13 protein-coding genes are annotated in these 14,434 nt (G+C 34.1%); 12 read left to right on the forward strand and 1 reads right to left on the reverse strand.

What is annotated here, in order from left to right; all coding sequences use genetic code 11:
• Positions 1-140: 140 nt before the first annotated feature.
• The 6 genes from ACT8VG_RS01455 to ACT8VG_RS01480 all read left to right on the forward strand — a co-directional run bounded on the left by ACT8VG_RS01455 (position 141) and on the right by ACT8VG_RS01480 (position 5,705).
• Positions 141-875 (forward strand): RsmE family RNA methyltransferase, encoded by a 735-nt coding sequence (locus ACT8VG_RS01455; RefSeq protein WP_432268057.1) that lies wholly within the window; start codon positions 141-143, stop codon positions 873-875.
• A 1-nt stretch (position 876) separates the two neighbouring features.
• Positions 877-1,650: a hypothetical protein gene (locus ACT8VG_RS01460; protein ID WP_444195060.1), complete on the forward strand. Its 774-nt coding sequence runs from the start codon at positions 877-879 to the stop codon at positions 1,648-1,650.
• 4 nt (positions 1,651-1,654) lie between these two features.
• Positions 1,655-2,962: a tRNA (N(6)-L-threonylcarbamoyladenosine(37)-C(2))-methylthiotransferase MtaB gene (gene mtaB / locus ACT8VG_RS01465; protein WP_187012801.1), complete on the forward strand. Its 1,308-nt coding sequence runs from the start codon at positions 1,655-1,657 to the stop codon at positions 2,960-2,962.
• Entirely contained in the window at positions 2,949-4,427 is a 1,479-nt protein-coding gene (locus ACT8VG_RS01470) for a UDP-N-acetylmuramoyl-L-alanyl-D-glutamate--2,6-diaminopimelate ligase (RefSeq protein ID WP_117458664.1), read from the forward strand. The genes mtaB and ACT8VG_RS01470 overlap by 14 nt, the downstream gene beginning before the upstream one ends.
• Before the next feature lie 93 nt (positions 4,428-4,520).
• A complete protein-coding gene (gene rpsU / locus ACT8VG_RS01475; protein WP_006505139.1) occupies positions 4,521-4,706 on the forward strand; it encodes a 30S ribosomal protein S21 in 186 nt (61 codons plus the stop codon).
• Between the two features lie 57 nt (positions 4,707-4,763).
• On the forward strand, positions 4,764-5,705 hold the full coding sequence (locus tag ACT8VG_RS01480) for a PhoH family protein (protein ID WP_117458663.1): 942 nt from the start codon (positions 4,764-4,766) through the stop codon (positions 5,703-5,705).
• Between the two features lie 16 nt (positions 5,706-5,721).
• Here ACT8VG_RS01480 and ACT8VG_RS01485 read toward each other — a convergent pair whose 3' ends face one another.
• The gene (locus tag ACT8VG_RS01485) at positions 5,722-6,723 is read right to left on the reverse strand and encodes an A/G-specific adenine glycosylase (protein WP_418221213.1); all 1,002 of its coding nucleotides are present in this window, start codon (positions 6,721-6,723) and stop codon (positions 5,722-5,724) included.
• 98 nt (positions 6,724-6,821) lie between these two features.
• On the opposite strand from ACT8VG_RS01485, the gene ACT8VG_RS01490 reads away from it, so the two are divergent.
• From ACT8VG_RS01490 to ACT8VG_RS01515, 6 genes are all read left to right on the forward strand, one after another.
• Complete coding sequence (locus tag ACT8VG_RS01490) at positions 6,822-7,148, forward strand: cyclic-di-AMP receptor (protein ID WP_117458661.1); 327 nt, start codon at positions 6,822-6,824, stop codon at positions 7,146-7,148.
• A gap of 64 nt (positions 7,149-7,212) precedes the next feature.
• The gene (locus ACT8VG_RS01495) at positions 7,213-8,808 is read left to right on the forward strand and encodes a glutamate ligase domain-containing protein (RefSeq protein ID WP_444195061.1); all 1,596 of its coding nucleotides are present in this window, start codon (positions 7,213-7,215) and stop codon (positions 8,806-8,808) included.
• On the forward strand, positions 8,808-9,905 hold the full coding sequence (locus ACT8VG_RS01500) for a DEAD/DEAH box helicase (protein WP_444195062.1): 1,098 nt from the start codon (positions 8,808-8,810) through the stop codon (positions 9,903-9,905). Before ACT8VG_RS01495 ends, ACT8VG_RS01500 begins: the two co-directional genes overlap by 1 nt.
• 155 nt (positions 9,906-10,060) lie before the next feature.
• Complete coding sequence (gene ppdK, locus ACT8VG_RS01505; RefSeq protein WP_187012797.1) at positions 10,061-12,700, forward strand: pyruvate, phosphate dikinase; 2,640 nt, start codon at positions 10,061-10,063, stop codon at positions 12,698-12,700.
• Positions 12,701-12,797: 97 nt separating this feature from the next.
• On the forward strand, positions 12,798-13,796 hold the full coding sequence (locus ACT8VG_RS01510; protein WP_161220303.1) for a DNA-processing protein DprA: 999 nt from the start codon (positions 12,798-12,800) through the stop codon (positions 13,794-13,796).
• Positions 13,789-14,409 carry a rhomboid family intramembrane serine protease gene (locus ACT8VG_RS01515; protein WP_444195063.1) on the forward strand — a complete coding sequence of 207 codons (621 nt, stop codon included), beginning with the start codon at positions 13,789-13,791 and terminating at the stop codon, positions 14,407-14,409. The genes ACT8VG_RS01510 and ACT8VG_RS01515 overlap by 8 nt, the downstream gene beginning before the upstream one ends.
• Positions 14,410-14,434: the final 25 nt, after the last annotated feature.

Here is a 14,434-nt window from a genome sequence, read left to right on the forward strand (position 1 = left end):
GCCACTTTAGATAGCAATATCTATTGGGGTTAAAGGTCGGAGGTGTAAACCGTTAGTACGACTGGGCAGTTACAAGCCCATGACCTTTAGGTCGTGGGTAGTTGACAAAAATGTTAGAATGCTAGAGGAGAGAGATGATTATGCAGAGATATTTTATTAAAAATAATTATAGACAAAATGACATCATTATCACTGATGATTCTATGTATAAGCATATTACTAAAGTAATGCGTATGGAAAAGGGTGAACATGTCATTTGTATTGATGAAGACAAGCATGTTTACTTATGTGAAATCATCGATACAAAGCAGGGTTTACTACAAATTAAAGAAGAACTTCAGGAAGATAATGAATTAGATGTTGAAGTAACACTTGTTTATGGTTTACCAAAGAGTGATAAGTTTGAATTTGTGATTCAAAAAGCAACAGAACTAGGTGTGACACGTATAGTTCCTTTGCGTGCTTCTAGAAGTATAGTGAAAATGGATGAAGGACGTTTCAACAAGAAGAGGGAACGTTTTGTACGTATCGCCCAGGAAGCAAGTGAACAATGTCATAGACAGATTGTTCCTGAGATTACACCTCCTATTCAATTATCACAATTAAAGGATTATTTATCTGAAGTGAATGTTGTGGCATATGAGGAAGAAAGTAAGAATGGAGAACATCATGCTTTCACAAAAGCACTCAATGGCCTTCATACATCTATTACTATTATAGTAGGACCAGAGGGTGGTTTTGATCTTCAGGAAGTAGAAAAGATGCAGTCAATGGGTGTTGTGCCATGCTCTATTGGTAATCGTATTTTAAGAAGTGAGACAGCACCCTTATATATGCTTAGTGTTATAGGGTATAGAAGAGAATTGGGGGATTAATATGAACTTTATTGCAGTCATTAATAAATACAGCAGGGATATAAAATACAATAAAACAAACTTATATCATTATTGTGAAGAACATAAAAAAGAATTAGAAGACTTGAATATTCGTTTTAAAGTTAAATCAGAAATTGAATTATTCAATATGGAAATCCTTTTGCGTGCACTAGATGTAAAAGAAGCAATTGAAGGTTCCTATAATCTTTTTGCGTCAGGTCATTATGATATGTTTGAATATATTACCTATGAAGAAAAAAGAAAAATGTTTAATAATGATTTAAAGAATGTATTAGAAACACTCCCTCATTTTTATGATGAAGAAAGTTCAAGAGATATTTATATTCCTATCTATTCTCCTGATATCAATAATTGGTATATCAATGATTATCAGATTCTCTTATTAAAGCAACATGCAGAATATGTGAAGAATCAGCCAATTACACTAGATACTGCTTTTAGATATTATGGACCAGTTGTATTTGATACACCTTTTTCCAGCTTAGAAAAAGTATATGAAAATGAATCTCATATTGCCTATTATTATGAAGAATTAGGCACTATCTATTTGTTTGTGAAAGAAGACTATTCACTGATCTGTCGTATTGTGATTGGTGATGACAATCGTCATTCTAACAGGGTATCTATTGAAGATGCAAAAGAATTAGTGGTTTATTATGAACATGGTGAATATACACAGTTCGTAGAATACATGTATAATCATCAATTAATTAGTGATCGTACATATAAGAAATTAATAAAGAAAGTGAAGTGAGACAATGGCAACAGTTGCTTTTCATACTTTAGGCTGTAAAGTAAACAGCTACGAATCAGAAGCGATGTTAGAAATATTCAAGAAAAGAGGGTATGACAATATCGACTTTGAATCTCCTGCAGATGTATATGTTATTAATACATGTACTGTCACAAATACAGGGGACTCTAAATCAAGACAGATGATCCGTAAGGCACATCGTACTAATCCTGATGCAGTCATCTGTGTAGTGGGATGCTATTCACAGGTAGCAAGTGAAGAAATCACAGAAATAGAAGGTGTTTCTGTAGTACTTGGGACACAACATCGTGCTTCTATTGTAGACTTTGTAGAAGAATATAAGATGACACATAAACAGATTGTGAAAATAGAAAATGTTATGAAGGTCTCTCGTTTTGAAGACTTAAGTATTCATGCATTTGAAAATAAAACAAGAGCTTTCCTAAAAATCCAGGATGGATGTAATAATTTCTGTACATATTGTATTATCCCTTATGCACGTGGTGGAGTTCGTTCTCGTCCTAAGGAAGACGTTTTAAGACAGGCTCAGGAACTTGTAGATAGAGGGTTTGTAGAAATCGTCTTAACTGGTATTCATACAGCAGGTTATGGTGTGGATTTAGACAATTATTCTTTCTATGATCTATTAGTAGACTTAACAACTAAAATCAAGGGATTAAAGAGATTACGTATTTCTTCTATTGAAATGAGTCAGGTGAGTGATGAAATCATTGAACTTATTGGTAGAAGTCCTATTATCGTAGATCATTTACATATTCCTATTCAGTCTGGTACAGATTCTATTCTAAGAAGAATGGCAAGACATTATAATACAGCTGAATTTGAAAAGAAATATTTTGAACTTAAAGAAGCGTTACCAGGTATCTCTATTACTACAGATGTCATTGTAGGATTCCCTGGAGAAACAGAAGAAGACTTTGTTGATACATATAACTGGATTAAAAAACTTCATTTCAATCAATTGCATGTTTTCCCTTATTCAAGAAGAAAGGGAACACCAGCAGATAGAATGCCTAGTCAGGTACCAGGAGATGTCAAGAAAGACCGTGTTAGAAGACTATTGCAGCTTTCTGATGAATTAAAAACTGAATTCGCATTATCTGAAATGAATAAGGAACTCGAAGTACTTATTGAAGAAGAAAAGGATGGCTACATGGTAGGACATGCCTCTAATTACTTAAAGGTTCTTGTTGCAGATGATTCTTTAAAAGAAGGACATATTTATAAAGTAAAGGTAACAGATCATCGAGGTTATGATTTAATCGGGGTGGTTTCTAGTGAAGAAGCTTAATGAGCTTTTTAAAGTTGAAAGTGATATAAAGATTGAATCTATTCATAGCGATTCCCGTTATGTAAGAAAGGATTCTATCTTCTTTTGTATTGAAGGTCTTGTGACAGATGGTCATAAATATGTCGATGATGCCATCTTCCAAGGTGCTAAATGTATTGTTCATTCTAAGCCGTTACGTCGTTATTATCAGGGCATTGTTTATATTCAGGTATCAGATGTCTTAGATGAACTCAATCGTGTGGCAGATCTCTTCTATGATCATCCTTCCTATAAGATGACAGGAATAGGTGTTACAGGAACAAGTGGTAAAACAGTCGTAGCTCGTGTTGTCGCAAGATTACTAGGACGTTATTTAAAGATGGGCTATGTAGGTAACAACGGAATAGAATATGGACCTACAATGATGCAGATGACTGGCACTACACCAGATCCTATCTGTTTACATCGTAACTTCTATAACATGGTTAAAGAGAATGTGAAGGGCTTTACTCTAGAAGTCTCTTCTCATGGCTTAGCTTTAAAGCGTGTTGATTCAGTTAATTTCAGTATTGCGGTATTTACAAATGCTTATGAAGAACATATGGACTTCCATGGAACTGTAGATAATCTGATGACATCTTATGTTAAACTCTTTAGATTGCTTAAAGAAGGTGGTTATGCCATTCTTAATGCAGATGAAGTACGTTTTAATCATTATCTAACTACTAACTATAAGGATATGGCGGATCATGCTAAAATATTAACCTATGGTATTCATCATAAAGCAGATATTATGGCACGTGAGATTGAATATTATATTGATCATTCAGCATTTAATATCTATATTAAAAATCATTACTATCATGTAGAAGTTCCTATTATTGCACCGTTTAATATATCTAACACTCTTGCAATATTGACAACTCTTTATGCCTTAGAAATGACACCTGATGAAATCGTGAATGCGATTAAATATATTCAGCCAGTAGAAGGTAGAATGGAAGTTGTCCCTGTTAAACAACCTTTCCATATTATTGTTGACTATTGTCAGCATGCACATAACTTTGAAGAAGTATTCAAGTTTGTCCATAGTGTTAAAGGAAATGGTCATTTAATTGCGGTATTTGGTGCACCAGGACGTAAAGATATCCATAAAAGAAGTAAGATAGGTGCACTTGCTAATAAGTATTGTGATTATGTCATATTGACAGAACAGGATGAAAGAGACGATGATATCGAAGGCATCTGTTCACAGATTCAAGAACAGATTGTTGATCCTATTTCAGTGATTATTACTGATCGTCGTTATGCCATCCAGCAGGCAATAGATGCAGCCTGTCCAGGTGATGTTATTTTGATTTTAGGAAAAGGTCATGAACAGTTTATGACATCACTAGTGGGTAATACACCTTATCCTGGAGATAAATTCATTGCTCAGGAATATGCGAAAAAACTTTATAATGAACAATTAGAAGATGATATGTAAAACTTGAAAAATAAAAGTTAAAAAAGGCTTGCATTATTAAAAATCATTGTGTATAATCATATTCGAATTTAGCGGTAAAGGGGGGAAAGTTCAATGGCAAAGACAGTAGTAAGAGAAAATGAATCTTTAGATGATGCTTTACGTCGTTTTAAGAGACAAGTTTCTAGAACAGGAACCCTTGCTGAAGCTCGTAAAAGAGAATTCTATGTTAAACCTGGTTTAAAGAGAAAAATGAAATCAGAAGCAGCTAGAAAGAACCAGAAGAAACGTCGTAGATAAGATTTATTTTTAGAAGAGTCATCTGACTCTTCTTTTTTTCAATGAAAGGATGATTTTATGGAAAAAGTGATTCAGTTAAGTGATTATAGCTTAGATGCCATTCAATTGTTGTGTGGCCCAAGTGATGAAAATATCGCTTTATTGGAAGATGAATTTGAGAATGCAATCAATGTCCGTGGTACAGATATTTATTTAGATCATAGTGATTCTGTATTAGAAAAGGTGATTCAGGTACTTGCTAAACTTACTAAAAAGGATGTACGTATTTCTAAAAGAGATGTGGTGTATGCAATCAAGTTAGGACGAAATGGTAAGCTTGATGAAATGGATTCTCTATTTGATATTCATATTGCCCGTACAAGTCATGGCAAGATCATATATCCTAAGACAATGGGACAGCTAGAATACTATCATTCTTTAAAAGATCATGATGTGGTATTTGCGATTGGTCCAGCGGGTACAGGTAAAACATACTTATCTGTAGTGTTTGCTGTACAGGCATTAAAGAATCATGAAGTACAAAAAATCATTCTCACTAGACCAGCTGTAGAAGCAGGAGAAAACCTAGGGTTCCTTCCTGGAGACCTTAAAGAAAAGATTGACCCTTACTTAAGACCTCTTTACGATGCACTTTATGATATGTTAGGTGCAGAAAATACAGAGAAATTAATTGAAAAGGGTATTATTGAAATAGCGCCACTTGCTTATATGCGTGGGCGTACACTAGAAGACGCTTATGTTATTTTAGATGAAGCACAAAATACAACAGACAATCAGATGAAGATGTTCCTTACACGTTTAGGCTTTAACTCTAAGATGTGTATTACAGGGGATATTACTCAGATTGACTTACCTAAACAGACAACAAATGGTCTCAAACATGCTATGAAGATCTTAGATGGTGTCAAAGGTATTTCCTTTGTTTACTTAACAGCACTTGATGTAGTACGTCATCCAGTTGTTGCTAGAATCATTGAAAAATATGACATGAACAAATAAGACTGATTATTTCTAATCAGCCTTCATAATATTTCAATATCTTTTTATGGGCAGTAGGAATAGTTAATTCCTCCTGCTTATTTTTTGTATAGAAGTCAATAGAACGAATATCAGCTTTAAATACATATACATGCATATACCATGTACGATGAGTAAATACATGCTTAAAATCCTTTAAATGCGATAATACCTCTAAGTCTATCCCATAATCTTCTTTAAATGCTTCTATAAAGGAATAAGGACTCTCTACTTCATATTGAGGAAGTAAATACATATTTTCTAGCAGCCCATTTTTATTTTTAATAAGCATCACTTCATCATCATATACTACAATACCTGTAATATAAGATAAGCTTTTCTTATTTACTTTTTTTATATTAATAGGTAGTACGTCTTGCTTATTTGTCAAATAGGCTCTGCATTCCTTTTGGAGTGGACATTCATTACAATGAGGGTGAACAGGTAAACATACCGCATTCGCAAAATCCATAATCCCTTGATTGATCTTTGCTGAATCATAACCAATAACTAGTTGATTACCTATATTTGTAATTGTCTTCACAGTCTTATTTAACGCAATATTCTCTTCTATCGCATATAATCTACTCAATACTCTTAAGGCATTCCCATCTACCGCAATATAAGGCTTATGATACGCAAAACTCATAATAGCACTTGCAGTATAGGGTCCTACACCAATAAGCGCGAGAATGTCTTTATACTCCGTAGGGAATGTATCTTTCATCAGATTAGCACTCTTATGAAGATGCAATGCACGACGATAATAACCTAACCCTTCCCAATACTTATAGACTTCTTCTATTGTTGCATTCGCAAGTGTTTCTATATCCGGAAATCTCTCAATAAAACGTTTATAATAGGGAATCACTGCAGTGACAGTCGTCTGTTGCAGCATAATCTCACTTACCCATATCTTATAAGGGTCTTTAATATCTCTAAAAGGAAGATTACGTTTATTAACTTCATACCACTTTATTAACTTTTCTTGTATACTCATATAAATCACCATGAGCCATTATATAATATGTGTGTATTTTTGTCTTTGAATATGCTAGAATATATGTACAAACTAATTCGTATTAGGAGGTCAATAGTATGAAACTGATAATTGCGATTGTGAATAATGATGACAGTTCAACTGTCCAGAGCGCTTTAACTGAAGGTGGATTCTTTGTTACAAAGCTTGCTACTTCAGGAGGTTTCTTAAAGAAAGGGAATACTACATTCTTTGTAGGAACAAATGATGATAAGGTAGATAGCGCTATTGAAATCATTAAGGCCAATGCAAAGAAACGTGTAGAAAAGGAACCTACAGTACCACCTACTGAAATGGGTGAATTCTTTACACCAATCATGGTAGATGTACTTGTTGGTGGGGCAACAGTATTTGTAGTTGACGTTGATCGTTTTGAGAAAATCTAATAATTGAGAAAAAAAGGATGGTCAAACCATCCTTTTTACTTTAAGATATCAACAGGTGATATAAATGAATGAAAATTTTGAATATAAGATTGCAACAAAAGAAGATATAGACGCAATTGTTCAGTTTCTTGCGAAAGATTATTATGAAACATCAAGAGCTTTAAAAGATCCCTGTAAGATGATCTTTTTAGCCTACAGTGGAGAAGTGATTATAGGTATACTAGAACTCTTGGATCTTTCTAATATATCTTTTGTTTATGTATCAGAAGATTATCAGGATACTCTTGTACAAGAAGAACTCCTTGAACTTGCTGAAAGATTTGTTACAAAAGAATTAACTGCTTATACAGATGAAGAACATGTATCTTTCTTTAAGCAGCATGATTATAGTGTAGATGTAGAATCTAATGGTCGTTATTTATTGAAGAAGACAATCCCTGTTCTTCCTCGTTTTAGTGATTATGATCAGGTTTTAGCGTTTATTGAAGCGCAAAAGGATCGAGTTTATTCTCTCACAAACTTTAAGAACTTTATGTATGATTTCTATGATCCTCAAACTAAATTAACATGTGTTCATATTGGCGGTACAAACGGGAAAGGCTCGACAACTAATTATACAAAAGAAGTATTAAAATGTGCAGGCTATAAGGTAGGTACATTTACTTCTCCTGCTTTAGTAAATCGTTTAGATATTATTCGTGTTAATGATAAACCAATTGATGAAGCGACTATTGTAAGATATGCGAATCGTTATATGGATGATTGGATGGCTTATGAGCTTTCTAAGTTTGAAATAGAAGTATTTATCGCAGTCATGTATTTTATTGAACAGGGTGTAGATATTGCCTTATTTGAAGTGGGGCTTGGTGGGACACTAGATGCCACTAATATCATTTCACCAATACTTACAGTTAATACAAATATTGGTTTAGATCATATAAACTTCTTAGGAAATACATATGCGAGTATTGCGAGAAGTAAAGCAGGAATCATTAAACGTGGTATTCCTTATATGACAGCTGAAAGAAGACCGGAATGTCTAGAAGTCTTCTATGAAGAAGCTCATAAGCATCATTCTTATGTTATAGAAATAAGAAAACCTAAACGTGTCTATTATGGTGCTTCTATTTCTTATGATTATCATGGATATCATATATCTTTATCTACTTCAGCACATTATCAGGTTACTAACAGTGCACTTGCGATTAATATATTAGAATATATTAGAAAAGAATTCCCATTTAAGGATGCAGATCTAGAAAAAGGTATGCATGATGCAGTATGGGAAGGACGTTTTGAAACAATTCATCAAAATCCTTTAATCATCCTAGATGGTGCACATAATAGAGAAGGAATGGATGCCTTCTTTGAAAGTGCCCGTGATTTTAGTGATATTAAAATCATCTTTTCCGCATTAGGAGATAAGGACACTCATCATATGTTAGAAACATTATTATCTTTATCAAAGGATATTACTGTTACTCAGTTTGATCATCCTCGTCGTGCAACTGCCAAAGCTCTTGCAGAAGACTTCCCAGTGAAGATTGATGAAGACTGGAAACATGCAGTAGATGAGGCTTATAGTCATAAAGGTGTTGTATTTATTACAGGTTCTCTCTATTTTATTTCTAAAGTGAGACAATATATCTTATCTAAATAATGAAGAAATTTATTAAATATAAATGGCCCGATGAGGTTATTCATGCATTAGGTGATATGGGGATGATTGCACCTGGAATAATCCAAAAGCAATCGTATAGACTTATTGAGAAGAGTCAATCATTTATCTTAAATGTTGACTCTTCCAAAGATCGTCTGTTATCCATTATTCCACCCTTGCTTGCATCTATGATTCATGAGGAGAAGACACAGATCATCTTACTAGGACATAAAGAAGAACTGTTATCTTCCTCTTTTGATATGAAAGAATATAATAAATACACACAATATCGTTTTATTACATCTTATCCTGGTACCAATACATTTGAAGAATGCCAGACAATTTATAAGGGTATTGATATACTCTTTACTACGCCTTCTAAACTATTAGAATATATGAGAAGACAAGTGATAGATACTAACTTCGTCTCATATCTCATTTATCAGGATTCTCATAGCTTTTCTAGTGAAGAAATAAGAGAAATAAAGGAAATCAAGAAACATCTTCCTTTAGACTGTTCAAGTATTCTTTATGGACTTCATCATCATGAGTTCTTAAAGAAAAATATTCATACTACATTGCATGTTGATTCTTCTAAGGTAGAATGTACACATTTCTTATGTCATGATGATTATTTTAATACAGAAAAGAAACAGATTATATTTGTAGAAAGCTATGAAGATATTCTTTATTATGCTGAAAAACTGAATGTCAATTTTGTGATTCATCAATTTATGAATCATGCATCTCAGTATCGCATCATGCATGAGTTTAATAAAAAGGGTGGTCTTTTGATCGTATCTGATATTGCTTCACGCTATTTATCTTTGCATTGTGACACAGTGATTCATCTAGGAACGACTCATATAGACCAATATATGTCTCATTTATCCCATGTTTTTGGTGTGAAGCATTCCTATATCTATGATACTCATATCACTAAGAAACAGCTTGAAGGAGTCGTTATTACTATTTCAAAAGAGGATTATGAGACAAAACATCATCTTCTTTATGAAACAATAACTAAAAATCCAGATCTGCTTCAAACATTACAAACTGATCAATTAATCACGATTATCCATCATTTAGCCCTATAGGAGAAAAATGTTGTTATTTTTTTAACAATAATAATTCCCTTATATAGGGCTTTTTTTTAATGTGTAATCAATTACAGAAAAGAAAGCGTTTGCAAGTAAGCCCTTACAAGTGTATAATGAAATAAGTGAAAAGACATAAGGAGGATTTAGTAGTTATGAAAAAATATGTTTACTTATTTAGCGAAGGTAACAAGGATATGCGTAATCTCCTTGGTGGTAAAGGTGCCAACCTTGCTGAAATGACAGGTATCGGTTTACCTGTACCTCAGGGATTCACAGTGACTACAGAAGCTTGTACACAATATTATGAAGACGGAAAAATGATCTCAGATGATATTAAAGGACAGATCGTTGAACACGTTAAAAAGCTTGAAGAAATCACTGGAAGAACTTTAGGTGATCCAAAGAACCCATTATTAGTATCTGTACGTTCTGGTGCAAGAATCTCAATGCCAGGTATGATGGATACAGTATTAAACTTAGGTTTAAATGATGAAGTAGCTAAGGAATTTGCTGCAACAACTGGAAATGAACGTTTCGTATATGATTCATATCGTCGTTTCATCCAGATGTTCGCTGACGTTGTAATGGGATTCCCAAAATCAGATTTCGAACATAAATTTGATGCAATCAAAGAAGAAAAAGGTGTTGAATTTGATACTGAATTAACAGCAGAAGACTTAAAAGAAGTTGTTGCAGTTTATAAAGAAGCTTATAAAGCACATGCAGGTGTTGATTTCCCACAGGACCCAATTGAACAGTTATTAGCTGCAGTTGAAGCAGTATTTGGTTCTTGGAACAATGACCGTGCTATCACTTATCGTCGTTTAAATGATATCCCAGGTTCTTGGGGTACAGCTGTAAACGTTCAGCAGATGGTATATGGTAACAGAAGTGATAAGTCAGGTACTGGTGTTGCCTTCACTCGTAACCCAGCAACTGGTGAAAATAAATTATTTGGTGAATATTTAATGAACGCTCAGGGTGAAGACGTTGTTGCTGGTATCAGAACACCTCAGCCAATTGCTACATTAAATGAAGTTATGCCAGAATGTTATGAACAGTTCCAGAAGATTTGTCATATTCTTGAAGATCATTATAAAGATATGCAGGATATGGAATTCACAATTGAAGATGGTAAATTATTCATGTTACAGACTCGTAACGGTAAGAGAACAGCTCAGGCTGCTTTAAAGATTGCTGTTGACATGGTTGATGAAGGCATGATTAATGAACAAGAAGCATTATTAAAGGTTGAACCAAAACAGTTAGACCAGTTATTACATCCAAATTTCGATAAAGAAGACTACAAGGCTGCAAAGGCTGTTGCTACAGGTTTAGCTGCTTCTCCAGGTGCTGCTACTGGACATATCTACTTCACAGCTGAAGATGTTCAGGAAGCTCATGCAAATGGTGTACAGGATATGATTCTCGTACGTAATGAAACTTCTCCAGAAGATATCGAAGGTATGAACTTAGCTAAAGGTATCTTAACAGTACGTGGTGGTATGACATCTCATGCTGCAGTAGTTGCTCGTGGTATGGGTACTTGCTGTGTTGCTGGTTGTGGTGTATTAAGAGTTTCTGAAGATAAGAAGACATTAACATTACCAGATGGTACAGTATTAACTGAAGGGGATTATGTATCATTAAATGGTTCTACAGGTGAAGTATTTGCTCAGAAGATCAAGACTGTTCCTGCTGCAATTAGTGGTGATTTTGAAACATTCATGGCTTGGGCTGATAAAGAAAGAAAATTATTAGTAAGAACTAATGCGGATACTCCAAGAGATGCTAAACAGGCTGCTACATTTGGTGCTGAAGGTATCGGATTATGCCGTACTGAACATATGTTCTTCGAAGAAGAAAGAATCTTCAACTTCAGAAGAATGATTACTGCAGAAGATGTAGAAACTCGTAAGGAAGCATTAGAAAAGATTCTTCCATACCAGAGAGGAGACTTTGAAGAATTATTCAAAGCTATGGATGGATATAGTGTTAATATCCGTTTCTTAGATCCACCTCTACATGAATTCTTACCTCATACTGATGAAGAAATCAAACCATTAGCTGAAAGCTTAGGTATGACTTTCGAAGCATTAAAGGAAAGAGTAGAATCATTAAAAGAATTTAACCCAATGATGGGTCACAGAGGATGCCGTCTTGCTGTTACTTATCCAGAAATCGCTGAAATGCAGACAAGAGCTGTCATCGAAGCTGCTATCAACGTAACTAAGGAAACAGGACATACAGTTACTCCAGAAATCATGATCCCATTAGTTGGTGATGTAAAAGAATTAAAGTATGTTAAGAATGTAGTTGTTAAGACTGCTGATAAGCTAATTGCTGAAAGCGGATTAGATATGAAATATGAAGTTGGTACTATGATTGAAATTCCAAGAGCTGCCATCACAGCTGATAAGATTGCAACTGAAGCTGAATTCTTCTCATTTGGTACTAATGACTTAACTCAGATGACATTCGGTTTCTCAAGAGATGATGCTGCTAAGTTCTTAGGCGATTACTATTCTAAGAATATCTATGAACATGATCCATTCGCTACTGTTGACCAGGAAGGCGTTGGTGAATTAATGAAGATTGCATCTGAAAAGGGAAGATCAACTCGTCCTGATATCAGACTTGGTATCTGTGGTGAACATGGTGGTGATCCAAAGACAGTAGAATTCTGCCATAAGATTGGATTAACTTATGTATCTTGCTCACCTTACCGTGTACCAATCGCAAGACTTGCTGCTGCTCAGGCTGCTGTAAAAGAAAAAATGGGTATTTTGTAATAACTACTTATCCTTTCACTAGGCCGTTCTTATGAACGGCCACTTTTTTATACCAAAATTATATGATATAATGACATGTAAGAAGGAATATAAGAACATGAAATTACAACTAACATTAAACAGTCTTGCCTTAATATTATGCTGTGGTGATTTGATTCCAAGTTCCACGCAGCCTATAAGTACACAAGAGTGGCAGGAAATAGAGAAAAAATTAAAATCAGCCCATAAAGAACCAAGTATGATTACAGGGATGAGTATTGATACATTAACCCAGATTATAGGTTTAGATGAATTTACAGCTCATAAGATAGAAAAGAGACAAAAGCTCTTACCAGATCTTTTTTATGCACTGCAGAATCTAGAAAACCAGGATATTGGTGTCACAACTATCTACGAAGAAGATTATCCTGCAAGTCTAAGAGTATTAGGAACTAAGATGCCTTTAGTCATTAGCTATATAGGTGATTTATCTTTAAGTTATGGTGTTAATATATCAGTTGCTGGTCCACAGATGATGAACAAGACAATGCGTCATGTCACTAAAGAAATTATGAAAAAAATTTCAAAGGAAGGCTATACAGTAGTTGTTGGTGGTTCTAAGGGTGTAGAAGAGCTTGCCTTAAGAACACAGCTAACTAATAACGGGAATGCGGTATTATTTGTCGCAGATCATATGTTCGATAAGATTAGACTGTATTCTAAATATATTAAACAGAATAAATTAGTTATTATGACTGCCAATGATCCATATGCTTTATTTGATGTTACTCATGCATTAGATAAGAATCTTTATATTTGTGGTATGGTCTTTGCACAGATAGTAACAGGTACGCATATTGGTAGTGGCCCTGTCTGGTTTACTTCTATTCAGAATATCCATTCTCATTGGACAAGACAGCTTGTTTATGAAACATTGGATTATAGTGGTAATATTAGACTTATTGAAATGGGAGAAGCCCATTTTACTGATGAAGATTTAAAATCAGAAGTTACTTTAGCTGAAATATTAGATAATCATGAGACAGTTATTAAGAAGGATGATCCAAGTATTGATCAAATGACAATATTTGAATTCATAGAGGATAAACATGAATAATATAAAAAAATATCCTGTTACTTATACACTACTTGTATTATGTATACTTACTTATATAGGAACAACATTATTATTTAGTATGGATATGAATGCGATGCAGGGCTTAGCTTGTGGAGGATTTAATCCATATTATGTTCAAGTTACTCATCAATATTATCGTTTGATTACTGCAAATTTTATTCATTTTGGCTTAATGCATATAGTAGTGAATTGTTATTCTACGTATAATCTTAGCTGTTTTGTAGAATATTTGATGGGCTCTAAAAAGTATTTGATAGTCATACTTGCATCCATGCTTTCTACTACTGGTCTTCCTTATATCGCTTATTTATTATTGGGCATTGGAGCCCATACAGTAAGTGGTGGTGTGAGTGGTGTAATCTTTGGAATCATTGGTGCTATCGGTGCGCTTTATTTGTTCTATCCTACACAGCTTCGCGATATTGCAAGAAACCTAGGAATGAATGTCTTACTGATGTTGTTTATTTCTTTTATTGTACCGACAATATCTTTATCCGGTCATGTAAGTGGCATGATTGGCGGATTTGTTTCAGCTTATATTATTCTTTATATTACAAAAAGAAAAAGAGAGAAGTTCTGCTATAGTTCATAAAGAGTTGATATAATTTATACAAGAG

It is taken from the genome of Catenibacterium sp. (assembly GCF_052354645.1).
Taxonomy (GTDB): domain Bacteria; phylum Bacillota_I; class Bacilli_A; order Erysipelotrichales; family Coprobacillaceae; genus Catenibacterium; species Catenibacterium mitsuoka_A.

Coding starts and splice junctions, on each gene's coding strand:
- ACT8VG_RS01455 (WP_432268057.1), top strand. CDS start 141: ATGCAGAGATATTTTATTAAAAATAATTATAGACAAAATGACATCATT.
- ACT8VG_RS01460 (WP_444195060.1), top strand. CDS start 877: ATGAACTTTATTGCAGTCATTAATAAATACAGCAGGGATATAAAATAC.
- mtaB (WP_187012801.1), top strand. CDS start 1,655: ATGGCAACAGTTGCTTTTCATACTTTAGGCTGTAAAGTAAACAGCTAC.
- rpsU (WP_006505139.1), top strand. CDS start 4,521: ATGGCAAAGACAGTAGTAAGAGAAAATGAATCTTTAGATGATGCTTTA.
- ACT8VG_RS01480 (WP_117458663.1), top strand. CDS start 4,764: ATGGAAAAAGTGATTCAGTTAAGTGATTATAGCTTAGATGCCATTCAA.
- ACT8VG_RS01485 (WP_418221213.1), bottom strand. CDS start 6,723: ATGAGTATACAAGAAAAGTTAATAAAGTGGTATGAAGTTAATAAACGT.
- ACT8VG_RS01490 (WP_117458661.1), top strand. CDS start 6,822: ATGAAACTGATAATTGCGATTGTGAATAATGATGACAGTTCAACTGTC.
- ACT8VG_RS01495 (WP_444195061.1), top strand. CDS start 7,213: ATGAATGAAAATTTTGAATATAAGATTGCAACAAAAGAAGATATAGAC.
- ACT8VG_RS01500 (WP_444195062.1), top strand. CDS start 8,808: ATGAAGAAATTTATTAAATATAAATGGCCCGATGAGGTTATTCATGCA.
- ppdK (WP_187012797.1), top strand. CDS start 10,061: ATGAAAAAATATGTTTACTTATTTAGCGAAGGTAACAAGGATATGCGT.
- ACT8VG_RS01510 (WP_161220303.1), top strand. CDS start 12,798: ATGAAATTACAACTAACATTAAACAGTCTTGCCTTAATATTATGCTGT.
- ACT8VG_RS01515 (WP_444195063.1), top strand. CDS start 13,789: ATGAATAATATAAAAAAATATCCTGTTACTTATACACTACTTGTATTA.